Annotated in this window: 18 protein-coding genes and 2 tRNA genes; 18 read left to right on the top strand and 2 right to left on the bottom strand. The window is 63.0% G+C overall.

Annotated elements, in window-relative coordinates:
• Positions 1–67: 67 nt before the first annotated feature.
• The 12 genes from ilvD to ACQCST_RS12850 all read left to right on the top strand — a co-directional run bounded on the left by ilvD (position 68) and on the right by ACQCST_RS12850 (position 17,220).
• On the top strand, positions 68–1,789 hold the full coding sequence (ilvD, locus tag ACQCST_RS12905; RefSeq protein ID WP_426996161.1) for a dihydroxy-acid dehydratase: 1,722 nt from the start codon (positions 68–70) through the stop codon (positions 1,787–1,789).
• Between the two features lie 364 nt (positions 1,790–2,153).
• Positions 2,154–4,052, top strand: a complete 1,899-nt coding sequence (locus tag ACQCST_RS12900) for an acetolactate synthase large subunit (protein ID WP_426996160.1) — start codon at positions 2,154–2,156, stop codon at positions 4,050–4,052.
• A 2-nt stretch (positions 4,053–4,054) separates the two neighbouring features.
• Entirely contained in the window at positions 4,055–4,567 is a 513-nt protein-coding gene (gene ilvN, locus ACQCST_RS12895; protein ID WP_426996159.1) for an acetolactate synthase small subunit, read from the top strand.
• A gap of 129 nt (positions 4,568–4,696) precedes the next feature.
• Positions 4,697–5,722 (top strand): ketol-acid reductoisomerase, encoded by a 1,026-nt coding sequence (ilvC, locus tag ACQCST_RS12890; protein WP_426996158.1) that lies wholly within the window; start codon positions 4,697–4,699, stop codon positions 5,720–5,722.
• Between the two features lie 124 nt (positions 5,723–5,846).
• Entirely contained in the window at positions 5,847–7,442 is a 1,596-nt protein-coding gene (gene serA / locus ACQCST_RS12885) for a phosphoglycerate dehydrogenase (protein ID WP_426996157.1), read from the top strand.
• A 207-nt stretch (positions 7,443–7,649) separates the two neighbouring features.
• Positions 7,650–10,442, top strand: a complete 2,793-nt coding sequence (locus tag ACQCST_RS12880; RefSeq protein WP_426996155.1) for an ABC transporter permease — start codon at positions 7,650–7,652, stop codon at positions 10,440–10,442.
• The gene (locus ACQCST_RS12875) at positions 10,439–11,194 is read left to right on the top strand and encodes an ABC transporter ATP-binding protein (RefSeq protein ID WP_426996154.1); all 756 of its coding nucleotides are present in this window, start codon (positions 10,439–10,441) and stop codon (positions 11,192–11,194) included. Before ACQCST_RS12880 ends, ACQCST_RS12875 begins: the two co-directional genes overlap by 4 nt.
• Before the next feature lie 86 nt (positions 11,195–11,280).
• Complete coding sequence (gene metG, locus ACQCST_RS12870) at positions 11,281–12,840, top strand: methionine--tRNA ligase (RefSeq protein ID WP_426996153.1); 1,560 nt, start codon at positions 11,281–11,283, stop codon at positions 12,838–12,840.
• A gap of 424 nt (positions 12,841–13,264) precedes the next feature.
• Complete coding sequence (locus ACQCST_RS12865) at positions 13,265–13,993, top strand: hypothetical protein (RefSeq protein ID WP_426996152.1); 729 nt, start codon at positions 13,265–13,267, stop codon at positions 13,991–13,993.
• A gap of 75 nt (positions 13,994–14,068) precedes the next feature.
• Positions 14,069–14,830: a class F sortase gene (locus ACQCST_RS12860; protein ID WP_426996151.1), complete on the top strand. Its 762-nt coding sequence runs from the start codon at positions 14,069–14,071 to the stop codon at positions 14,828–14,830.
• A 123-nt stretch (positions 14,831–14,953) separates the two neighbouring features.
• Positions 14,954–16,006, top strand: a complete 1,053-nt coding sequence (locus ACQCST_RS12855; RefSeq protein WP_426996149.1) for a 3-isopropylmalate dehydrogenase — start codon at positions 14,954–14,956, stop codon at positions 16,004–16,006.
• A gap of 101 nt (positions 16,007–16,107) precedes the next feature.
• Positions 16,108–17,220 carry a branched-chain amino acid aminotransferase gene (locus tag ACQCST_RS12850; protein WP_426996148.1) on the top strand — a complete coding sequence of 371 codons (1,113 nt, stop codon included), beginning with the start codon at positions 16,108–16,110 and terminating at the stop codon, positions 17,218–17,220.
• Between the two features lie 76 nt (positions 17,221–17,296).
• Here the strand turns inward: ACQCST_RS12850 and ACQCST_RS12845 are convergent, their stop codons facing one another.
• Positions 17,297–17,932, bottom strand: a complete 636-nt coding sequence (locus ACQCST_RS12845) for a hypothetical protein (RefSeq protein ID WP_426996147.1) — start codon at positions 17,930–17,932, stop codon at positions 17,297–17,299.
• 98 nt (positions 17,933–18,030) lie between these two features.
• Here ACQCST_RS12845 and ACQCST_RS12840 point away from each other — a divergent pair, with 98 nt between their 5' ends.
• The 4 genes from ACQCST_RS12840 (at position 18,031) to ACQCST_RS12825 (ending at position 22,040) form a co-directional block, all read left to right on the top strand.
• Positions 18,031–18,870, top strand: coding sequence for an MBL fold metallo-hydrolase (locus ACQCST_RS12840; protein WP_426996146.1), 840 nt, complete (start codon positions 18,031–18,033; stop codon positions 18,868–18,870).
• 48 nt (positions 18,871–18,918) lie between these two features.
• Positions 18,919–19,695, top strand: coding sequence for a fumarylacetoacetate hydrolase family protein (locus tag ACQCST_RS12835; protein WP_426996145.1), 777 nt, complete (start codon positions 18,919–18,921; stop codon positions 19,693–19,695).
• 84 nt (positions 19,696–19,779) lie between these two features.
• Positions 19,780–21,303 (top strand): glutamate--tRNA ligase, encoded by a 1,524-nt coding sequence (gene gltX, locus ACQCST_RS12830; RefSeq protein WP_426996143.1) that lies wholly within the window; start codon positions 19,780–19,782, stop codon positions 21,301–21,303.
• Entirely contained in the window at positions 21,303–22,040 is a 738-nt protein-coding gene (locus ACQCST_RS12825) for an HAD family hydrolase (RefSeq protein WP_426996142.1), read from the top strand. The genes gltX and ACQCST_RS12825 overlap by 1 nt, the downstream gene beginning before the upstream one ends.
• Positions 22,041–22,124: 84 nt before the next feature.
• Here ACQCST_RS12825 and ACQCST_RS12820 read toward each other — a convergent pair whose 3' ends face one another.
• Complete coding sequence (locus ACQCST_RS12820; protein WP_426996141.1) at positions 22,125–23,603, bottom strand: hypothetical protein; 1,479 nt, start codon at positions 23,601–23,603, stop codon at positions 22,125–22,127.
• Positions 23,604–23,947: 344 nt separating this feature from the next.
• Between ACQCST_RS12820 and ACQCST_RS12815 the strand changes: the two genes are divergently transcribed.
• Together ACQCST_RS12815 and ACQCST_RS12810 are read left to right on the top strand one after the other, a co-directional pair.
• Positions 23,948–24,019: transfer RNA gene (locus ACQCST_RS12815), tRNA-Gln, on the top strand.
• A gap of 129 nt (positions 24,020–24,148) precedes the next feature.
• Positions 24,149–24,224, top strand: a tRNA-Glu gene (locus ACQCST_RS12810).
• Positions 24,225–24,629: the final 405 nt, after the last annotated feature.

The following is a 24,629-nucleotide window of genomic DNA, read 5'->3' as shown; positions in this document are numbered from 1 at the left end:
CCCGTTTTTGCGCTTAACGCGGTGTTCCGGGTCGTTAGCTCCCCGTTCGGAGTCATAGACTTTGACCATGAGTGAGGACACCCAGATCGCGACCGAAAGCAAGCCTGACATTAAACCCCGGAGTCGGGTGGTCACGGACGGCATTCATGCGGCACCTGCCCGCGGAATGTTCCGGGCCGTGGGAATGGGCGATGACGACTTCGCTAAACCCCAGATCGGCGTTGCGAGCTCGTGGAATGAAATCACCCCTTGCAATCTTTCGCTAAACCGTCTTGCCCAGGGCGCCAAGGAAGGCGTCCATGCCGGCGGCGGCTTCCCTATGCAGTTCGGTACCATCTCCGTCTCGGACGGCATCTCCATGGGCCACGAAGGAATGCACTTCTCCCTTGTTTCCCGTGAAGTAATTGCAGACTCGGTTGAAACAGTCATGCAGGCCGAGCGCATCGATGGCTCTGTGCTCCTGGCCGGCTGTGACAAGTCCCTCCCGGGCATGCTTATGGCCGCGGCCCGCCTGGACCTTGCCAGCGTGTTCCTCTACGCCGGATCCATCATGCCCGGCTGGGTCAAGCTGGAGGATGGCTCCGAAAAGGAAGTCACCCTTATTGACGCCTTCGAAGCGGTGGGCGCCTGCGCCGCCGGCAAGATGAGCCTCAAGGACCTTGATGCGATCGAGCGCGCCATCTGCCCCGGTGAAGGGGCATGTGGCGGCATGTACACGGCCAACACCATGGCCTGCATCGGCGAGGCCCTGGGTATGTCACTGCCGGGCTCGGCCGCCCCGCCTTCGGCAGACCGCCGTCGTGATGAATTCGCCCGCAAGTCCGGCGAGGCAGTGGTCAACCTGCTTCGCCTGGGCATCACCGCCCGCGACATCATGACTAAGAAGGCGTTCGAAAACGCCATCGCCGTCACCATGGCCTTCGGTGGGTCCACCAACGCGGTCCTCCATCTGCTGGCAATCGCCCGTGAAGCCGAAGTGGACCTGACGCTGGAAGACTTCAACCGTATCGGTGACAAGATCCCGCACCTGGGTGACCTGAAGCCGTTCGGCCGCTACGTTATGACCGACGTCGACAGGATCGGCGGCGTGCCGGTCATCATGAAGGCACTGCTCGACGCGGGCCTGCTGCACGGCGACTGCCTCACCGTCACCGGCAAGACGCTCGCCGAAAACCTGGCGTCCATCAACCCGCCGGACCTGGACGGCAAGATCCTGCGCGCCCTGGACAACCCGATCCACAAAACCGGTGGCATCACCATCTTGCACGGCACTATGGCCCCGGACGGCGCCGTCGTCAAAAGCGCTGGCTTCGATGCTGACGTTTTTGAAGGTGCAGCCCGGGTATTCGAACGTGAACAGGGTGCCCTTGATGCCTTGGATAACGGCAGGATCCACGCCGGCGATGTTGTGGTGATCCGCTATGAAGGTCCCAAGGGCGGGCCGGGGATGCGCGAGATGCTGGCCATCACAGGCGCTATCAAGGGTGCCGGTCTCGGCAAGGATGTCCTGTTGCTGACGGATGGCCGCTTCTCCGGCGGAACCACGGGTCTGTGCGTGGGCCACGTGGCTCCGGAAGCCGCAGATGGGGGGCCGATCGCCTTCGTCAAGGACGGCGACCGGATCCGGGTCGACATCGCAGCACGGTCCTTCGACCTTCTGGTGGACGAAGCCGAGCTCGAAGCCCGCAAGGTCGGCTGGGAGCCCCTGCCGGCGAAATTCACCAAGGGCGTGCTCGCCAAGTATGCCAAGCTGGTGCACAGCGCTTCCACCGGCGCCTATTGCGGGTAGATCGCGCCGGACGGCTGAACCCGACTGGCTCGCATTAGATGTCGTTATGAGCTGTCATAACGACATCTAATGCGAGTTGGTTGGAAGGCAGCGTTCAACAAGTGGACAATGAGGTCCAAATAGTGAGACAACGGGTTGACTCGTTGACACGTTCTCACGCAGAGGGAAAACTGAACGCATGATTGCATTCGTTACCAGCTGCGCCGCTGCAGATGCAGCCGTCGTCCTTACCAAGCGCGTGGCTCCATAGCCCGACTGGTAACGAACCGTCACGCGCAACCCCTCGAAGAGCCGCAAGGCTGAGGGGTTTTTTTATTTCCCGCAGTTTCCAAGAACCACCGAAGATCCACAAAGGAAGAGTCCGATGAGCAAAGGATCGCCGATCAGCCCCTCGCTGATGGCTACAAAGTCCGCTGGAGCCCCCAAAGCTCCGGAACGCGTCGAACGAACGGCTGACACCGTCGTCGACACTGCTGCTGTCTCTCCTGTAGTTGGGCCGAACAACGTTGTACCCCCAACGGTGATGACCGGCTCACAAGCTATTGTCCGTTCGCTCGAAGAACTCGGCGTGGACGATATTTTCGGTTTGCCTGGTGGCGCGATCCTGCCTACCTATGACCCCTTGATGTCTTCCAGAATCAACCACGTTCTGGTCCGTCACGAACAGGGAGCCGGCCACGCCGCGCAAGGCTACGCCATGGTTACCGGACGGGTTGGCGTCTGCATCGCCACCTCGGGACCGGGAGCCACCAACCTCGTTACCGCCATCATGGACGCCCACATGGACTCCGTACCGCTGGTGGCCATTACCGGCCAGGTGTCCAGCGCCGTGATCGGCACGGATGCCTTCCAGGAAGCCGACATTGTGGGCATCACCATGCCGATCACCAAGCACTCCTTCCTGGTCACCAACCCCCAGGATATTCCGCATGTTATGGCCGAGGCCTTCCACCTCGCGTCCACAGGCCGGCCCGGCCCGGTGCTGGTGGATATCGCCAAGGATGCCCAGCAGGGACAGATGACGTTCTCCTGGCCGCCGAAAATCGATCTGCCGGGATACCGGCCGGTAACCCGCGGCCACAACAAGCAGGTCCGCGAAGCCGCCAAACTCATTGCCGCAGCCAGCAAACCTGTCCTGTATGTAGGCGGCGGTGTGGTCAAGGCGCACGCCTCGGCCGAGCTCCGCGAGTTGGCCGAACTGACCGGCGCGCCTGTGGTCACCACTTTGACAGCACGTGGCGCCTTCCCTGATTCGCATGACCAGCACGTTGGTATGCCCGGCATGCATGGCACGGTTTCCGCGGTGACAGCGCTCCAGCAGTCGGATCTCCTCATCACCCTGGGCGCGCGTTTTGACGATCGCGTGACCGGCATCCTGAAATCCTTCGCCCCGTACGCCAAGGTCATCCACGCCGACATCGATCCGGCGGAAATCTCCAAAAACCGCACGGCCGACGTCCCCATTGTTGGCTCGGTCAAAGAAATCATTCCGGAGCTCACCGAGGCGGTGCGCGCTCAGTTCGAAACTTCCGGTACGCCGGATCTGGAAAACTGGTGGGCGTTCCTGAAGAATCTGCGGGACACCTACCCGCTGGGCTGGACTGAGCCGGAAGACGGCCTCAGCGCACCGCAGCGGGTCATCGAACGGATCGGTGCGCTCACCGGTCCGGAAGGTATCTACGTCGCGGGTGTGGGCCAGCACCAGATGTGGGCCGCGCAGTTCATCAAATACGAACGCCCCCACGCCTGGCTGAACTCCGGCGGGGCAGGAACCATGGGCTACGCCGTTCCTGCCGCCATGGGTGCCAAGGTGGGCGAACCGGACCGCGTGGTGTGGGCTATCGACGGTGACGGCTGCTTCCAGATGACCAACCAGGAGCTGGCCACCTGCGCGATCAACAAGATCCCGATCAAGGTTGCCATCATTAACAACTCCTCGCTGGGCATGGTCAGGCAATGGCAGACGCTCTTCTACGAGGGCCGCTACTCCAACACTGACCTGAATACCGGCCATGACACCGTCCGGATCCCGGACTTCGTCAAGCTGGCCGATGCCTACGGCTGTGCCTCGTTCCGCTGCGAACGCGATGAGGACATCGATGCCACCATCCAGAAGGCCCTGGAAATCAACGACCGCCCCGTGGTCATTGACTTCGTTGTCAGCCCCAACGCCATGGTGTGGCCGATGGTGCCCGCAGGCGTCAGTAATGACCAGATCCAGGTTGCCCGCAACATGACCCCGGAATGGGAAGAAGAGGACTGAACATGAGCCGCCATACACTTTCCGTTCTGGTCGAAGACAAACCCGGTGTCCTGACTCGCGTGGCGAGCCTTTTCGCCCGCCGCGCGTTCAACATCAACTCACTGGCTGTTGGCCCGACTGAAGTACCGGGCATGTCCCGGATGACCGTCGTCGTCGACGCCGACGGTGACCTGATTGAACAGGTCACCAAGCAGCTGAACAAACTGGTCAACGTGATCAAGATTGTTGAACTGACTTCCGAATCTTCCGTACAGCGAGACCACATCCTGGTCAAGGTACGTGCGGATGCCGCAACACGTTTGCAGGTGACCCAGGCTGCAGACCTGTTCCGTGCTTCAGTGGTGGACGTCTCAACAGACTCCGTCGTCATCGAAGCAACCGGCCACCCCGAAAAACTCTCAGCGCTGCTGTCAGTGCTGGAGCCCTTCGGCATCCGCGAAATTGTGCAGTCCGGCACCCTGGCCGTTGGACGGGGATCCCGCTCCATGAGTGACAGGGCCCTGCGCTCTGCCTAAAGTGACGGCGTAAGGCACGGCGTGCGGCGCGGCCCGAGCCGCACGGAACGCCACTGCAGTACCGCAACACCACCGACTAGCTCCACCCCAAAGTACGACCCAAGAATCCACTCAAAAGGAGACACCCAAGTGACTGAAATGTTTTACGACGACGACGCCGACCTGTCGATCATCCAGGGCCGCACCGTTGCCGTCATCGGTTACGGCTCCCAGGGCCACGCCCACGCCCTCAGCCTGCGCGATTCCGGCGTTGACGTCCGCGTCGGCCTGAAGGAAGGCTCCAAGTCCCGCGCCAAGGCCGAGGCGGAGGGGCTGCGCGTCCTGAACGTGGCGGAAGCCGTTGCCGAAGCGGACCTCATCATGGTTCTCACTCCGGACCAGGTCCAGCGCCATGTGTACGCCGAGGACATCGCCCCGAACCTGCAGGCCGGTGACGCCCTGTTCTTCGGTCACGGCTTCAACATCCGCTACGGCTACATCCAGCCGCCGGCAGACGTTGACGTTGCCCTGGTCGCACCGAAGGGCCCGGGGCACATTGTGCGCCGCGAATTCGAAGCCGGCCGCGGTGTGCCTGACCTGATCGCCGTGGAGCAGAACCCGTCAGGCAAGGCCCGCGAACTGGCTCTGTCCTACGCCAAGGCAATCGGCGGCACCCGCGCCGGTGTCATCGAGACCACCTTCACCGAAGAGACCGAAACGGACCTCTTCGGCGAGCAGGCCGTCCTCTGCGGCGGCGCTTCGCAGCTCGTCCAGTACGGTTTCGAGGTCCTGACCGAAGCCGGCTACAAGCCGGAGGTCGCGTACTTCGAGGTGCTGCACGAGCTCAAGCTGATCGTTGACCTGATGGTTGAGGGCGGCATCGCCAAGCAGCGCTGGAGCGTCTCCGATACGGCTGAGTATGGCGACTACGTCTCCGGCCCGCGCGTCATCACCCCGGACGTGAAGGAAAACATGAAGGCTGTCCTCGCGGACATCCAGAACGGTGCCTTCGCCAAGCGCTTCATCGATGACCAGGACGCCGGAGCCCCGGAGTTCGCTGCCCTGCGCAGGAAGGGTGAAGACCACCCGATCGAGGCCACCGGCCGCGAACTGCGCAAGCTCTTCTCCTGGATTAAGACCAACGACGACTACACCGAGGGCTCTGTCGCCCGCTAGTACCGTCCCGCAGCGAGGCCGGGCCCACATCATTCCGGGCCCGGCCTCACTGCGGTCCTGTTCCGCCGCATTCCTGTTTCACCAAAATCCCCACCTGAATACAAGAGAGCTAAAGAGGTCACCGGTGACAAGCACCAAGCCTGTAGTACTCCTCGCTGAGGAACTTTCGCCCGCCACAATCGACGCCCTTGGCCCGGATTTCGAGATCCGCCAGACCGACGGCGCCGACCGATCCCAGTTGCTCTCTGCCATTGCTGACGTTGACGCCATCCTGGTCCGCTCAGCAACCCAGGTCGACGCGGAAGCCATCGCCGCAGCCAGGAACCTGAAAATTATCGCCCGTGCCGGAGTGGGGCTGGACAACGTGGACATCAAAGCTGCCACACAGGCCGGCGTTATGGTGGTGAACGCGCCGACGTCGAACATTATCTCCGCTGCCGAACTCACAGTGGGCCACATCCTCAGCCTCGCCCGCCATATTCCGCAGGCCAGCTCCGCACTGAAGAACGGCGAGTGGAAGCGCTCCAAGTACACCGGGATCGAACTTTTCGAGAAGAAGATCGGCATTATCGGACTGGGCCGCATCGGCGCGCTCGTCGCAGCACGCCTCCAGGGTTTCGAAACCCAGATCCTCGCCTACGATCCCTACATCACCTCCGCCCGGGCCGCCCAGCTCGGCGTGAAGCTGGTGACGCTCGACGAACTCCTGGAGCAGTCGGACTTCATCACCATCCACATGCCAAAAACCCCGGAGACGGTTGGCATGCTGGGCGCCGAGGCATTCAAGAAGATGAAGCCGACTTCCTACGTCATCAACGTTGCCCGTGGCGGCCTGGTGGACGAGGAAGCCCTGCACACAGCCCTCCAGAATGGCGAGATCGCCGGTGCCGGAGTCGATGTCTTCGTCAAGGAGCCAAGCACCGATCTGCCGTTCTTCGGCATGGACAACGTAGTGGTCACACCGCACCTGGGCGCCTCCACGGATGAGGCCCAGGAGAAAGCCGGCGTCTCGGTTGCCAGGTCGGTCCGGCTAGCCCTCGCCGGAGAACTCGTACCGGACGCCGTGAACGTGGCCGGCGGCATCATCGCACCGGATGTGCGCCCCGGCATTCCGCTGATCGAAAAACTGGGCCGTATCTTCACCGCGCTGACCCATGCCTCACTGACCCAGATCGATGTTGAGGTTGCCGGAGAAATCGCTTCGCTCGATGTCAAGGTCCTGGAGCTGGCTGCGCTCAAGGGCATTTTTGCCGATGTGGTGACGGAGCAGGTCTCCTACGTCAACGCGCCCGTAATTGCCGAGCAGCGGGGCATCAACGTACGCCTGATCACCACGCCGGAGGCCGAGGACTACCGCAATGTCCTGACGATTCGGGGCGCGCTGAGCGACGGCAGCCAGATTTCGGTTGCCGGCACCCTGACCGGTCCCAAGCAGGTCGAAAAGCTCGTAGGCGTCAACGGTTATGACGTTGAAATCCCCATCAGCGAACACCTCGTGGTCGTCTCGTACGCTGACCGGCCGGGCGTCATCGGCACCATCGGACATATCCTGGGCATGAACAACATCAACATCGGCGGCATGCAGGTGGCCCGCCAGGCCGAGGGCGGCCAGGTACTGGCTCTCCTGACGATCGACAGCTCAGTGCCGCAGCAGGTGCTCGACGCCATCAAGGCCGGCATCGGTGCCGAGATGGTGCGCGAAGTGGATCTCGAGGATTGAAGTCCCAACAGGTCAGGGAACACCCGGTGACAGAGTTGTAACTTCGGCCACGTATGATTGGCCGGTCTGCCTACAATGGCTTGGTCCGAATTCAGGATCACGCCGGCAGGCCGGCCAATACTTTTTGCACACCCGGCAGGGGACGCCTTCACATCCGTCAGGAGTGGAAAGTGGTGTGCGCACGCAATCCACGTTTCAGGGAGCCCAATGAACGCCGTCCAGCGATTCATCAGAAGCAGAGTGCTGCTGTTGACCGCGGCCATTTTGATCACCACCATGTGCTTGTCTGTGATTGTCCAAGGACAGTCACAGGCGGCGCTGAACCGGACGGTGGACCAAAATTCACGTGGTCTCTATGATGTGCTGGTCCAGGCCAGTTCCAAGTCCGCTTCCCTGATGCAACCGGAAATCGCCACCGGTCAGGGTGGCATCAGCTTTGACCAGCTCAACAGCATCCGTGGACTGTCCGGCACCTCCGTTGCCGCTCCCATCAGCCTGGTCTCCCGCGTTACCCAGAACCTGGAAGCCCCTCGGCTCGACGCCATGGACTACCTGGGGTACAACGCCAGCCTGGTAGGTACGGCTACCGCAGACCAGCCCGGTGGAACGGATCCCGGCAAATGGCCGGCAGCCCAGTCCGTACTGGGCGATTCAACAAAGAAGTACCGGCTCACCGCCAGCGCAGTCAGCTCGGACGGTGCCTCGGAGAAGACGCTGTTCAAGTCCACTGCGGAGGGTTCGCTGGGCAAAGCCAAGCTCGTCGAGGAACAGGCGGCCGGCGGCAGGAGCATCCGCGTCGCCGGCCCGGCAGATGAGACCGGCATCAAGTTTCCCGCCCCGGCCGGCGGCTCCGAACACAACCTCTTCAATCTGTCTGTCTCGCTGCCGCTGGCTCCCGAGGTGACGGAGTCCGTCGTCGCCGTCGATCCCGTCTCAGAACGTGCCCTGTTGGGCGCCGCGGGGGATTTTCTGGCCCCGCTGGAAAAGGCACCGCCCGCTGATGCCCGCAACGCGGGTGCAATCGGGCGCCATTTTGAGAGCCTTTTCACCAACGGCATCGGTATGAAGGAGCTGGCGGAGGGTCCGGATTTCCTGGGTGTGAAGCTCAAGTACTGGGCGCCGCTGATGACGCAGTACCAGCAGGCCAAGCGCGACGGCCAGCTCACCAATGATTCGCAAGCTATCCCGCTGATCGTCCGGTCCGGCACCTCCCTCGACCTCAAGTACTTGGTCAAGATCGAGGAAATTGACGCGTCCGGCAAGGTGGTCAAGGACGTGGGAACCGTGTCCCGGTCGCTGGATAAGGACTATCTGCCGTTCGTCTCCAAATCACCGTTCGCCTTGTCGTGGCCTGGATCAACTGACTACTCCCAGCTGCTGGGGAACCTCGGGAACTTCAGCCAGGGGCTGTACAACCCGGCCAAGTGGACCACGGACTTCGCCTCCGCCCCCAAATACACTGATGGCTCAACCGCAGGAAACGGAGCAGTGGATAAGACGGCCACCGCGCGCGACTGGGTCACGGTAAACCGGCTGCCCGAAAAGGGTGCCGGCGGCGCGCCCGTGGACCAGACCCAGCGGAAGCCCGTGGACGAACGCTCGTACCGGGAAAGACTTGAAACCGGCAAGAAACTTGCCCCCCCGCTGGCCATGGTCTACGGGACCTTTGATCCCGCCGCGGTCCAGAAAGCAGCCGGAGACGTCAACCGGCTGCCGCTTGGCGGCTATGATCCGTCACCGTTGACGCTGACCAAGGACGCAGACGGCAAGGACGTCGCGGCAACCCAGCTCAAGCCCTCGCTCAGCGCCACCGGCCTGGCCAGCCAGTCGGCAGGGGCCATCACCGACTACTACGGCCTGGCAGCTGCCCGCGGTTACGAACAGAACACCTCCGTGATCGACGCCGTCCGTGTGCGGGCCAAGGCACCTGGTAGCTGGAAGCAGGCTCAGCCCGAGGTGGAGAAGCTCGCGGACGAGATCCGTGGGATGGGGCTGGATGCCACCATCGTGGCCGGCTCCGCGCGCGAGGACGCCAACATTTTTGTTCCGGGATATTCAAAGGATGACGCCGGCAAGGAATCCGCGCTGGGCAGCGTCAGCCAGTCGTGGGTCCGCCAGAACGCTGCAGATGCTGTGTCCGGCTCATTGACAGCCACCAACCTCACCCTGCTCTTTCTCACCCTCTGTGGTGCGGCCTTGCTGACGGGTGCATCGACGGTCAGTTACATCAGGCAGCGGAAGCGCGAGGCAGGGATACTGCGGGCAATGGGCTGGACCCAGCGGCGGATCCGGTCCTGGGTTCTGGAGGAATTTGCCGTCGGCGCCGGGCTACTGGCCGTAGCAGGCACCGTGCTCAGTCTGGTGAGCTGGAATCTGGCAACGGTCCTGGTCTCGGCCTCAGTCCTTGCCCTCTACCTGGCAGCCGCGTACTTCGCGGCGCAGCAGCTGCGTCACCGCGAAATCGTGGACCAGGAGCCGCAGCATGATGAGGGGCTGATCGCCGTTGACTCGCCGCTGACTTTCGCCAACCGGCAGCTGGGCACCAACAAATTCAATACAGTTTCACTGGCCGTGGCCGTTGGTGTGTTCGGTGCCGCCGTGGGAGGGCTGATCGCGCTGCTGATCGATATCCCACGTGCCGCCGGTGCCAGTGCATTGAGCGGCCTGGCGGCAGCCAGCGTGGCACTGCCAAGCATTGTCCTGGGTCTCTCGGGCGTTGCGGTGGGACTGGTCCTGACCTTGGTCACCGGGCGTTTTGAGCTCGGGGCCAAACGCCAGTATCTTGGCACGCTGGAGGCAATGGGCTGGAACCCGGACATGCTGGGCCAGGTCAGGCTGTTTGAAAACGCACTGGTAGGCACCGTGGCCCTTCCGGTGGGTGTTCTTGGCGCACTCGGCATCGGCCTGCTGGTTGCCCCGTATGCCGCGCTATGGGCCGGCCTGGCCGGCCTATTGGCTGTACTTTGCTGGATTCCGATTGCAACGAAAGTGGTCCAATGACTAACGAGCTGAATCTTCACCGGGTTCGCAACACCGACGCCGGCGACGGTTCTCTCCAGACCCGCGCCAATACCATCGTCAAGGCTTCCGAGCACGAGAAACCCCTCGAGCTCAGCAACATCAGCATCCACTATGGCGGTGGGAAGGGCGGGTCGGAGGCCGTGAGTGTGGTGGACGGCTTCAACCTGACCCTGCATGCCGGCGAGATGCATTGCGTCGCGGGCCGCAGCGGTTCGGGCAAGACCAGCATCCTGACCGTTGGTGCGGGACTTACGCTGCCGACGTCGGGCCGGGTTTTCTGGGAGGGTGACTCGCTCGAAAGCATGGGTGACGACGAAATCGCTGACCGCCGCCGTGCATTGATCGGTTATGTCGACCAGGGCGGCGCCCTGATCGACGGCATGAGCGCGCTGGAGAATGTGCTGCTTCCGGCGGTGCCTGACGGCGAGGTGGACCAGCGACGCGACATGGCCAAGGACCTTCTGGACCTTGTGGGCCTGGGCCGCCGTATGCGGCACCGTCCTGCCCAGTTGTCCGGTGGCGAACGCCAGCGGGTGGCGATTGCCCGTGCCCTGATCCTGGGCACCAGGGTCCTGGTGGTGGATGAGCCGACAGCGAGCCTGGACCGGACCTCGGCGAACCGCATCATCAGTATCCTCAAAGACACAACGTCGGACGGAATTGCCGTGCTGGTGGCTTCACATGACCACGAACTTGTCCGGCTGAGCGATACCCTGACCGAACTGATCTAGATTAGCCCAAGGCCCTGTCGCCTGAACATCCGGGTCCGCGCAGGCGGGCTCCGCCATCCCTTCGCACTAAAGGTAACTTCCCGCCAGTGACTTCACCAGACAAGCCCCCGTTCTACATCACCACGGCCATCACGTACCCCAACGGCGTGCCGCACATCGGCCACGCCTATGAGTACATCGCCACCGATGCAATGGCACGCTTCAAGCGGCTGGATGGGCACGAGGTGATGTTCCTGACCGGCACGGACGAGCACGGCATGAAAATCGCGCAGGCAGCCGAGAAGGAAGGCATCACGCCGAAGGAGCTGGTGGACCGTAACTCTGAGATCTACAAGGCGGCGCACGCCGCCCTGGGCATTTCCTACGACCGCTTCATCCGCACCACCGACGCCGACCACTACGCCGCTTCGCAGGCCATCTGGAAGAAGATGGAAGCGAATGGCGATATCTACCTGGACAAGTACGAGGGCTGGTATTCCGTCCGCGATGAGGCCTACTACGTCGAGGACGACACCGTGGTCAAGGAGGACGGTGTCCGGTACTCCCGCGAAACCGACACCGAGCTGACGTGGACGGCGGAAGAGAGCTACTTCTTCCGGCTTTCCGCCTACCAGGACAAACTGCTTGCACTCTACGAGGCGCAGCCGGAATTCGGTGCCCCGCAGTCCCGCTTCAATGAGGTCATCAGCTTCGTAAAGCGCGGCCTGGAGGATCTGTCCATCAGCCGTACCACCTTTGACTGGGGCGTCCCGGTTCCGGGCAACGACAAACACGTGATGTACGTGTGGGTGGATGCCCTGACCAACTACCTCACCGGTGTGGGTTACCCGGATGAGGAGTCGGATTCGTTCAGGAAGTTCTGGCCGGCGGATGTCCATGTCATCGGCAAGGACATTTCCCGTTTCCACGCCATCTATTGGCCAGCTTTCCTGATGAGCGCCGGCCTGGAGCTGCCCAAGCGGGTCATGATCCACGGCTTCCTGCACAACAACGGTGTCAAAATGTCCAAGTCGCTCGGAAACGTGGTGGCTCCGGAAGATTTCGTGGCACAGTACGGGCTGGACCAGGTCCGCTTCTTTTTCCTGCGGGAGGTGCCCTTCGGCGCCGATGGCAGCTACAACCACGAGGCCATTGTTGGCCGGATGAACTCTGATCTGGCAAACAACTTTGGCAACCTGGCTCAGCGCTCACTCGCCATGGTGGCCAAGAACTGCGAGGGGAAGATTCCGGCTCCGGGCGAGTTCAGCGCAAAGGATTCGGTATTGCTGGCCCAGGTCAACGGACTCCTGGACACGGCGCGCGCAGCGTTCGACAAGCAGGAGTTCAGCCGCGCCCTCGAAGCCATCTGGGGCGTGCTTGGCGACACCAATGCCTACTTCGCCGAGCAGGCTCCCTGGGTGTTGCGCAAGACCGACGTCGAACGCATGAACACCGTGCTGTACGTGACGCTGGAAGTGCTGCGCATCGTTGCGATTCTGGCCCAGCCGGTCATGCCGACGGCGTCTGCCGCCCTGCTGGACACGCTCGGTCAGCCGGAAGGCGACGCACGCCGGTTTGCTGCCATCGCGACGCCGGTTGTTGCGGGAACGGTGCTGCCCGCACCTTCCCCCGTGTTCCCCAAGTATGAGGAACCTGCCGAAGCGTAAGGGACCCGCGGACCGTGCCGCGCCCTCGGCATCGAATCGATGGATGCCCGTCCACTTGTTACGCAAGTGGGCGGGCATCCATTTTTTGTCCCGGCGCATCACTGGCTTGTCCTCCTCAGGACGCAACTCCGTGCACTGGAAGTGCGTCCAAGTAGTCCACTCCATGCAGGCGAGTGTAAATACCCCGGAAACAAGTAATGGATGGCTGAGTCGATGCGAGTAAACGCGTACCTTCTACTCGGGACTACGACGGGACGGCACCCTAGCCTGAGAAAGCAAGCGAACTGATGACACCGTCCGGGGAGTAACTGTCACCATTCATCTCGCTGTTTGAGGTCTCAAATAGTGGTCTTTCTACGTTCCGAAGACGGTTACTCCGCAAGGTCTGGTCAGTTCGAATCGGATTGGTATGGAGGGACCGAAAATGAGACGAGCTATTGCCACTCTCGGGGTTGTGGGCCTTGGATTGCTTGGCGCCACGGTGTCGGCGAACGCCGCACCCCCGGGAAAGATCACGATCTGCCATGCCACGGGCTCGGCAGCTAACCCTTATGTCGCTGAGACCATCAACCTGAGCGCGCTATCGGCACATGCCGGAGATACCGGCGATATAGTTCCCCAAAACGCAGGCGACATCATGCCGGACGGCCAGAACCTGACGCCTGGAAACATTGCGCTCCTCAACAATGACTGCGTTGCCGTTGTCGTCCCGCCGGTGGTTGTGCCGCCGGTGGTTGTGCCGCCGGTGGTTGTGCCGCCGGTTGTCGATCCGCCTGTGGTTGTGCCGCCGGTGGTTGTGCCGCCGGTCGTCGATCCGCCGGTGGTCGTGACGCCCGCTGTGGTGCCGGCGGTCGTCGATCCGCCGGTGGTCGTGACGCCCGCTGTGGTGCCGGCGGTCGTCGATCCGCCTGTGGTCGTGACGCCCGCTGTGGTTGTGCCTCCGGTCGTATCGGCCGCCACAACTGCAGTGTCCGCAGGGGCCGCTCCAGCGGCTGCAGCCACAAATGTGGGTTACAACGTCCAGACCGCTGTAGGCGGCAAATCTGATGCCGGCATCCCAGCGTGGCTTGCCGCATTGACCGGCCTCTTCACGGCTGTAGCCGCGCTCGTGCTCTGGAGGAGCGGGGTTCGGGCCAGGAACGCTAACGGCTAAGCAAAGACTCGGAGCGGGTGCCGTGAAACGCCAACTCGGCACCCGCTTCCCGTTTCCTCTTCTACAGGAGCACTCATGGCCAGTCGCCACCGGACCAGGAAGCTGCAGGGAGCCGGCACCCCTGGCCTGCTGTTGGGCTATCGGGATTTTCTCGTATTGTCGACCTGCGTCCTTGGGTTGCTGGTGGCCTGGCTGGTTTACGGCGCATCCGGACCTGGCAACCCTCACGCGGCGTTCGGCGCGGAAGTATCAGCTGGAACTCCTCTCCTGAGTGACCCGGGGGAACTGCGGGCGACGGCGTCACCTCTGGCATCCCCTGGGCGCGACGAGGCGGCGGTGCAGGCCGCAGCTACCGGGCCAGCTGCCGCCCAGCCGGCGGTTACAGGTCCCCCCGCTTCCGCTCCCCGACGCATCACGTACCAGGCGGCAGGCATGGACGTAGTGGTGCATCAGTTGCAGCCAGACGGCGGCGACGTTGAAAACCGGAGCATCGCGCCGCCCGAGACGATGGACGGTTATTGGCTCTCACCCTTCGGTGCGCCGGGAGCAGGGTCCGCGAATACCACCTACGTTATCGGCCACAGCTGGGAGGGCCTCGACGCACCCTTCAACCACCTGAGCTCGGCCGCTTCCCCCGGGGACGAGTTCACAGTCGGCACCGAAACAGGGGCCATGACCTACAGGGTGGATTCAGTCACCACCTATACGAAATCGACCCTAAAGGACAGTCCCATCTGGGCTGTGGTCCCCAATCGACTGGTCCTGATCAGCTGCTACACAGAGGATCCGTGGGGCAAGAATGTGGCGGTGGTCGCGTCGCCGGTTCCCGGCCGCTGATCACGTGCCGTTCCTAGCCGCAGGCAGGGCATCATGCCGTGGTCTGAACCGTCGCGGAATGTGCGGTGTTCGGATAATGAGACAGCTTGACCAGAATGTGGATAACTTGGCTACCCTGAAAACATGAGCCCATCCACCATTAACCTGGCAGTCATTCCCGGCGACGGCATTGGCCCCGAGGTCATCGCCGAAGCACTTAAGGTCCTGGAAAAGGTGGTGGCCGATGAAGGCGTCACGCTGGAACAGACCCACTACAAACTCGGTGCCCAGCACTGGCTCGACACCGGCGAGACCCTTCCCGAGGATGTACTCGCGGATCTGCGCACACACGATGCCATCCTGTTCGGCGCCGTCGGGGCCGCCCCGGGAGACACCAGGATACCCTCGGGAATCATCGAGCGCGAGATGCTGCTCAAGCTGCGCTTCAGCCTGGATCACTTCGTCAACCTCCGGCCCTCCCGCCTTTACGGCGGCGTGGGGAGCCCGCTGGCTCGCCCCGGCACCATCGATTTTATTGTTGTCCGCGAAGGAACAGAGGGTCCTTACGTGGGTAACGGCGGCACCTTGCGCGCCGGCACCAGGCACGAGGTTGCCACGGAAGTCTCGTTGAATACCGCCCACGGTGTGGAAAGGGTGGTGCGGGATGCCTTCCGCCGCGCCAGCGAACGTCCGCGCAAGCATGTCACCCTGGTGCACAAGCACAACGTCCTGGTCTTTGCGGGCCACCTGTGGAAGCGCACCGTGGAGGCCGTGGCGATGGAGTTCCCCGAGGTCAGCCACGACTACCTGCACATCGATGCCGCCACCATCTTCATGGTCACTGATCCGGCCCGCTTCGATGTGATCGTTACCGACAATCTCTTTGGCGACATCCTGACGGACCTGGCCGCTGCCATCACCGGTGGAATCGGGCTGGCAGCGTCCGGCAACCTCAACATGGACCGCACGTCACCCTCCATGTTCGAGCCGGTGCACGGTTCTGCACCGGACATCGCCGGCCAGCAGAAGGCGGACCCCACGGCAGCCATCCTGTCGGCCGCACTGCTGCTGGACCATCTGGGCTACACCGACGCCGCACGGAAGATCGAAGCGGCAGTGATTGCCGACGTCGAAAGCCGTGACGGCGGTGCGCGCTCCACCAGCGCCGTGGGCGACGCCATTGCAGCCGCACTGTAGGGGCCGGCATCAGGCGTAAGCTTTATCTGAATCACCAAAATGCTGCCGTGGTCCGACGATGAACCACGTTCACACGCCAGGCAGCCGACCGTGGAGGAACCATGACTCAGACTGCCCATGGCGTCGATTTCACCCAGCAGCTTTCGGCAACCCCGAAGTCCGCTGAAGAGCGTGCCGCCATCCTGGAGAACCCGGGCTTTGGCAACTACTTCACCGACCACACCGCAATTGTCGACTTCAGCGTCGATGAAAGCGGGCAGGGCGGCTGGCATGATGCACGGGTTGAAGCGTACGGCCCCATCGCGCTGGACCCTGCGGCCGCTGTTCTGCACTACGGCCAGGAAATTTTTGAAGGCATGAAGGCCTACAAGCACGCCGACGGTTCGATCTGGACGTTCCGTCCGGAGGCGAACGCAGCCCGCATGAACAAGTCGGCGGCGCGCCTGGCCCTGCCGGAGATTTCGGCAGAGTATTTCCTCGGTGCCATCCGCGAGCTCGTAGCAGCGGACAAGGAATGGGTCCCCGCCGGAGACGGCGAAGCCTTGTACCTTCGCCCGTTCATGATCGCCACCGAGGCCTTCCTCGGTGTCCGTCCGGCCCGCGAAGTGTCCTTCCGCGTCATCGCCTCTCCCGCCGGCAACTACTTCGGCGGCGAGCTCAAGCCGGTATCCATCTGGATCTCGCGCGAATACGCCCGCGCCGGCCGCGGCGGCACCGGTGCAGCCAAGTGCGGCGGCAACTATGCAGCGTCCCTCATCGCCCAGATCGAAGCGGAGGCCAACGGCTGCAAGCAGGTGCTCTTCCTGGACCAATTCAATGACAACGCCGTGGAAGAACTCGGCGGCATGAACGTGTTCTTTGTGATGAAGGACGGCTCGCTGGTCACCCCGGCGCTCTCCGGCACCATCCTTGAAGGCGTTACGCGCTCCTCCGTCATGCAGGTGGCGAAGGACATGGGCCGTGAGGTCACCGAGCGCAAGATCACGCTGGACGAATGGCGCGACGGCGTCGGGTCCGGGGAGATCGCCGAGGTCTTTGCCTGCGGCACCGCCGCCGTCATCACTCCTATCGGCGTCCTGAAGGACACCACGGAGTTCATCGGATCAGAGGATGCCAAGGCCGGCGAAACCACCATGGCCATCCGCGAGCAGCTGCTCGGCATCCAGACCGGCACCGTCGCGGACACGCACGGGTGGCTGACGCGCCTGGCGTAATTCCGTATTCAGTCCCGCATCAAGGCCGACGGCGGGTGGTCCGCAATTCTGATTGCGGGCCACCCGCCGTTGTGCTTTAAGTCCTGGCCGCCGTGTCCCAGCGCTTGCCGGCTTTGCGTGCAGCGTTCTTGAGCGCCTTCCGGGAAACGGGCTTCAGCGCCTTGCGGGCCGCTTCCTCCCCGAGGGCGAGGTTGCGCCGGGCATCGATCAGATCGTTCCACAGCGCGGTAGCGAAATTGCCGCCGTCCTGGCCGTAGACGTCGTACGGGTATTCCGCGAACTCGGAAGCGGGAGTGCCGGAAGGAAGCCCGCCGCCTGACTTCAGCGCGTAGGCATCGCCGAGCATCCAGGTTTGCGTCAGGTGCCGGGTGAGGTTCTCCTGGACAAAAACGCTCGAATCCGGGGCTGCGGCCGCTGCATCAAGCAACGCTGCCAGCCGCTCGGCCAGGAGCTTGGAAGCGGCATCCGCAACAGATCCGCCGGAGGCCGCCGCCGTGAAGTCCAGCTGGGTGTCGAATTCCTTCATACCGGCGTCCCACTCAACAGTTTCTCTGTTCTTCTCCCAGGTGGGAAACCATACCACGGCCCCCGTGGCGTGGTTGTGGATGTGCTGCAGGCCGTTTCCGTGATCTGCCGTGGCGTGGTCGTGCCCGGCGGTGTCCGCCTCGGACAGCAGCTGCCCCAGCGTGAGGGTATTCGGCTTGTCAGTCATGGATGGGGTCCTGTCGTTGCGGTCGGGGCAATGGAGACGTCATGTTCCGCAACCGCGGCAGAGCGGCTCCTTATTCCGTTGGATGCAAAGATGGTTGCGTGAGTACTCCATCAGTCACGGCCATCCTCCGCAGCTCTGAACTGACCCGGCGCCGCCTCGCGCCGAACCCGGGGCCCATGAGCCTGGACGGCACCAACTCTTACCTGATCGGCGCTCCGGACATTGCACAGCCCGGCGGGGCAGGCTATGCCAGCTGCGTGGTGGTGGATCCGGGGCCGCTGGACGAGCAGCATCTACAGGAGCTTGCCGCGGCCGGAACCGTGGAGCTGATTCTTATCACCCACCGGCACACGGACCACACGGCAGGGGCCGCCCGTCTCCACGAGCTCACAGGCGCGCCAGTCCGGGCGGCAGATCCGCGGCATTGCCATGGAGGCCCGGTGCTGGAGGACAACGAGACCATCCGGGGTGCTGGGGTCGTAATCCGCGTCCTTGCCACCCCTGGCCACACCTCCGATTCTGTCTGTTTTCACCTCCCGGATGACGGCACGGCCGGCACCGTCAATCCGGCCGGTTCCGTCCTCACGGGAGATACCATTCTGGGCCGCGGGACCACCATGCTGGATTTTCCGGACGGGACGCTGGGGGACTACCTTGCCTCGTTGGACCGCTTGGAACGGCTGGGGCCGGCCACGGTGCTCCCGGCGCATGGTCCGGTGCTCCCGGCGCTGGACGAGGTTACGCGCGCCTACCGGGAACACCGCCAAGACAGGCTGACCCAGATCCGTGCAGCGCTCGGCGCTCTGGGGCGGGATGCCGGGGTGCAGGCCGTCACCGACGCCGTCTACGCCGACATTGATCGCGCTGTGAGGCCGGCCGCGGAAATTTCGGTAGCGGCGCAACTCGACTATCTGCAGACGGAATATGACCGGCGCTGACGTTGTCCGGGTGCAGGCGCCGCAACCGGAGACTGTAGGCTTGAAACCATGCGTATCGCCCGGTTTGTAGTCGATTCTGATCCCCTCTATGGCATTGTTGAAGGCCAGCCCGGCAGTGAGGAAATCACTGTCATCAACGGCGATCCATTCTTCAACGGTGTGGAGCGCACCGCTGTCCGGCACAAGCTGGAGGACGTCCGGCTGCTTGCTCCCATCATTCCCCGCAGCAAGGTGATCGGGGTTGGCCGCAACTTCGTGGAACACGCCCACGAGCTCGGCAACGAAGTACCTCCGCAGCCGCTCCTGTTCCTCAAGCCGAACACGTCCGTCATCGGCCCTAACGATCCGATCGTACTGCCGGAGTTTTCCGAGGAAGTCTCCTACGAAGCCGAACTGTGCGTCGTGATCGGCCGTATCTGTAAGGACGTCCCGGAGGAGCGCGTTGATGAGGTCATCTTCGGATACACCTGCGGCAACGATCTGACGGCCCGCGACGTCCAGCAGACGGACATCCAGTGGGCACGTGCCAAAGGCTTCGACACCTCGGCCCCGCTGGGTCCGTGGATCGAAACCGAACTGGATCCCGACGATCTCTACATCAAGGGCTGGCTGAACGGCGAACTGCGCCAGGACGGCAGCACCAACCAGATGGTCCGCGGTGTCCGCGAGCTGGTGTCCATCGTCTCCCGTGCCTTCACCCTCCTGCCCGGTGACGTCATCATGACCGGTACCCCGGCCGGCGTCGACCTCCTCCAGGCGGGGGACCGCTACGAGATTGAAGTCGAGGGCATCGGCCGTCTGTCGAACCCGGTAGTCCGCCGCTAGGCTGCCGTCCACACCTCGTGCCGCAAACTGAAATCAACGCCTTTGAATTTTCAGCAAGCGGCAGGCGGTAAAGTTGGGGGCACTATGACTATTGCTTCTGAGCCGTTTGCTGCCTCCAACGCTGGCGTTCCTGCCGTGACTGCCGATACCCCGGTGCGGGTGCGTTTCTGCCCGTCACCGACGGGCACCCCGCACGTCGGCCTGATCCGCACCGCCCTCTTCAACTGGGCCTATGCACGGCACACCGGCGGCAAGCTGATCTTCCGTATCGAGGACACTGACGCGGAACGTGACAGCGAGGAAAGCTACCACCAGCTGCTGGAGGCGCTGAAGTGGCTCGGCATTAACTGGGACGAAGGCGTTGAAGTGGGTGGCCCGCACGAGCCGTACCGCCAGTCCCAGCGAAGCGATCTCTACCAGGACGTCATTGCCAGGCTCAGGGCCGGCGGCCATATTTACGAGTCCTACTCCACTCCGGACGAGATCGAAGCGCGGCACAAGGCTGCTGGCCGCGATCCAAAGCTGGGTTACGACGGTTTTGACCGCCATCTCACGGAGGAGCAGCTTGCCCAGTTCAAGGCTGAAGGCCGCGCCGCAGTGCTCCGTCTGCGGATGCCGGATGAGGACCTGACTTTCAATGACCTGGTCCGCGGCGAGATCACCTTCAAGGCCGGATCCGTGCCCGACTTCGCTGTGGTCCGTGCCAACGGTGCCCCCTTGTACACGCTGGTGAACCCCGTGGATGACGCTCTGATGGGCATCACCCATGTGCTCCGCGGCGAAGACCTGCTCAGCTCCACCCCCCGCCAGATTGCCCTGTACCGGGCGCTGTACGCAGTGGGCGTTGCCGAGTACATGCCGGAGTTCGGACATCTCCCGTATGTCATGGGCCAGGGAAATAAGAAGCTGTCCAAGCGCGACCCGGAGTCAAGCCTGTTCCTGCACCGGGAGCGCGGCTTCATCCCCGAGGGCCTGTTGAACTACCTATCCCTGTTGGGCTGGTCACTGAGCGCGGACGAGGACATATTCACGGTTGCACAGCTTGTGGAGCACTTCGACATCCATGACGTCCTGGGCAACCCGGCACGCTTCGACATCAAAAAGGCCGAGGCCATCAACGGCACGCATGTGCGCCTGCTGGCACCGGAAGATTTCCGCGGGCGCCTGGTTCCTTACCTGCGCGCTGCGGAGTTGGTGGGGGAGATCCTCACCGACCGCCAGGAAGCGATACTCACGGAAGCAGCGCCGCTGGTGCAGGAGCGGATCACACTGCTCGGCGAGGCCCCGGAGATGCTGGCCTTCCTCTTCAAGAACGACGACGCCATCGACGTTGCGGACGATGCCCGCAAGGGATTGCCGGAAAACCTGGGCGAAGTGCTTGATGGAGCGCTGACTGCCCTCGAAGGAGTGCAGGACTGGAGCGCGGAGAACATCCAGACCGCGCTCAAGCAGGCGCTGGTGGAGGACCTCGGCATCAAGCCGCGGCTGGCTTTCGGGCCCGTGCGCACCGCAATTTCGGGCCGCCGGATCTCGCCGCCCTTGTTTGAATCCATGGTCATCCTCGGCAAGGACTCATCGCTGAACCGCCTGCGCGCTTTCCGCGCCTGATGACTTCTTCCGGTGGTGCCCCAGCGGAGGTTCTGGCCGACAGCTTCGGCGCTGTCAGGGGTGTCCTGTTCGACATCGATGACACGCTGGTGGATCTCGAGTACGCCATGACCACGGCGCTCCGGGATGTCAGCGAACATCTCCTGCCAGGCCTCGATCCGGCCGGGTGGGCAAGGTTCGGAAGGATATTCACGCACGAGACCACGCACTACTACGACCGTTATCTCGCCGGCGAGCTGACCTTCAACGAGCAGCGGCTGCTGCGAGGACGTGCGGCGCTGGGGCACTTTGGTGTGGAGTTGGACGACGGAGAGGAATCACACGGCTGGCTGACGGCTTATTCCCGTCTGCAGCCCAGCTATGTCCGGGCGTTCGACGACGTTGGTCCGCTGCTGGATGCCCTGGACGCTGCCGGTATTCCTTATGGTGCCGTCAGTAACAATGTCCGCGACTACCAGCGCGTGAAGCTGGACAGTGCGGGCCTGGAACGGATCAGGCACCTCGTTGGCACCGATACCGTGGGCGTCCCCAAACCCGATCCTGCCATCTATCTGGAGGGTGTCAGGTTGCTCGGGACACCGGCCGGTGCAACGCTCTTTGTCGGCGATAACCGGCTGCTTGACGCAGAGGGTTCGACGGCGGCCGGTCTGTTAGGTGTGTGGCTTAACCGTGTGGGGGAGACAGCCCCGGACTTTGACGGCCCCGAGATAGCCTCCCTGGCGCAGCTGCTGCGCTGAAAGCAGCGGCGGGTCCGGGAAACGCGCTTTGGGGCGGTTCCCGGACCCGCTGGTTGTTGTCAGGCTCCTGGCACTGCGATCGTGCTAGACGGGTTCGGCCACCGGACGTTTCTTGCGGAGCACCAGGAAGGCGCCCACGGAACCGAACCCCAGTACGCCCAACAGCCACATGGCTGTTCCGGGGTCGGACTTCCCGATCATGTTGGCTGGCGATACCGCGGCGGCGCTGGAATACAACGTGTCAGTGCCCTCGGCTATCTGGGAGTTTCCGTCGGCCAGTTTGTCAGCGCCGGTGGCAAGCCGGGCAGATCCGTCGGCCAGTTTTGTGTTGCCCGCCGAGAGATCTGAGGCTCCGGCAGCCAGTGTCTGGGAGCCCGTCAGCAACCCGGGGTTGGCAGGATCCGAGGGGTCGCCTTTGATGCCCGCATTCAGGGTCAGCGTGCCTGCGGCCAGCCGGGAAGTTCCCTCTGTCATGCTGGCGGTGGCGGCGAGCAGGCCGGGGTGCTCGGGGTCTCCCGGTACGCCGTCCATGCCGACACGGATCTTGGACGTACCAGCTGCCAGGAGCTGGGTGCCCAGGACGACGCCTGGGCTGGCGGGGTCCTGGCTGTTCAGCTTTTCGCCCAGTGTGGCGAATCCTGCCGTGAGCCGTCCGCTGCCGGCGGCCAACCGCGTGGTGCCATCGCTGAGCTGGACTGCCCCGGCGTGAAGCTGGCTGCTGCCCGCCTGAAGCTGACCGGCTCCGGCCTGCAGCTGCGATGCCCCGGCGTCCAGTCGCTTGGCGCCGTCGTTGAGGGCATTGATCTTCGCCTTAATGAGTTGCAAGGTGACGAAGTAGCCCTCAGGGCCGTTGGCTGCGTCGGCCAGAAGCTGCAAACCCTGCGCCAGGGCAGCGGTGCCTGTTCCCTGGGCGGGATCATTGTTCTGACCCGGGAAACCCTTTAGCTGGACGGTCCCGGCGGCGAGCTTGCCGGCTCCGGCATCCAGCTGGGCGGCGCCCGCACTGAGCTTGGCGGCACCGGTATTCAGCTGCGTGGCGCCGTTGTTGAGCTGGGTACCGCCGTCGGCGAGGTTGTTTTCAGCGTTGCCCGCCGCCGTCGGGGTCAGTGCGGCCGACAGCTGAACCGCACCGGCAGCCAGCTTCTGAGCGCCGTCGTCTACCTGATAGACACCCGGGGCGAGCTTCTTGTCGACGTCCGTCTCGATCTTGACGGCGCCAGTTGAGAGCTTTTCGGCTCCGGCCTGCAGCTGATCGGCACCTGGAGCCAGTTTGTTGCTTATTCCGGTATAGATTTTCTTGGCACCGTCCGACAGTTTGCCGGCCCCGGCATCGGCCAGCCCAGCTCCGCTGGCAAGTTTCCCTGCACCGTCCTTCAGCTGGTCAGCGCCTGCGGAAGCCTGTCCGGCTCCGGCGTTGAGCCGGGCGGAGCCGTCCGTTATGCGCCCTGTAACAAGGGTGTAGAACGCCAAGAGGGCGATGAGCAACAAGGCAAGGATTGCGATGGCAATCTGCTGTGCACGGGTTCGGGTCTTGCTGAATACGGCGGCACGACTCTGTGACACAGATGGTTCCTTTCGAAGTACTCACCGGCAACAGCTCTGCTGCCGGATGCCCCGAGGTGTGATGCAGCTAACATTCGGAGCTGGCCGTGAAACCATCCCTGAAGCCTTGGGGGATTGTGGTTACTGCTAAGTAACTTACCGAGAGTAAACTTACTCGGACCGGCTTGGCAAGGGTTTCCCAAGTATTAACGTCAACTGCATGCCTGCCTTGTGGGATTGACCTGCCCAATGGAAGGCGGCGGCGGTCGATTTGTGCCAGCCAAAACTCTCGGGTAAAGTAATTACTCGTGCTGAGGCGCTGGGAGCGCGGGTTTTGACCCGGGATTCCGGCCCGAAAGTTTCATTGGGATATGGTGTAATTGGCAACACTACGGTTTCTGGTACCGTCATTCTAGGTTCGAGTCCTGGTATCCCAGCTCTGAGAAATCCGCGGATTCCGCTGAATCTCAGGCGTTTCAGATTCGCGCTGTGAATTTGAAACACGTGCTGAGTGTGTGAAATAATCACTTAGCTTGACCGGCAGCAGTGCCGGTTGGAGAGTACGCGGCCCCATCGTATAGCGGCCTAGTACGCTGCCCTCTCACGGCGGTAACGCGGGTTCGAATCCCGCTGGGGTCACCAAGTTCCCCCGGAACCTTTAGGTTCCGGGGGTTTTTTGCGTCCGGAGCCCGGATGCTTTTGCCGGTTCCCATGGTCGGATGGCCTCGTGTACTACTGAAGCAGATCGGGTCGACGACGGAACGCAAGTGCTGGGTCGCCGGTTTTCTGCGAGTGGCAATTCGTTGAACGCCATCGGGCTGATTCTGGCTGTTCCGGTCATTGTGTCGCACACATGGTGGATCGGAGGCCACGGCCCCGAACCGCACCCAGGGAATCAAACTGGGAAGTTGGGCAGTCATGGCCTTTTCGGAATCTCAGGCTTCCTGATTACCCGCAGCAGATCGGAGTCGGCATCCGCCACGAGTTATTGGCTGGCGAGGTTCCTGCGGATTTTCCCCGGCTTGCAGCATGCGTCGCCGTGGTGTC

The sequence above is a fragment of the Pseudarthrobacter sp. N5 genome (assembly GCF_050157035.1).
GTDB lineage: Bacteria > Actinomycetota > Actinomycetes > Actinomycetales > Micrococcaceae > Arthrobacter.
This window is presented reverse-complemented; position numbering and strand designations above follow the sequence as displayed.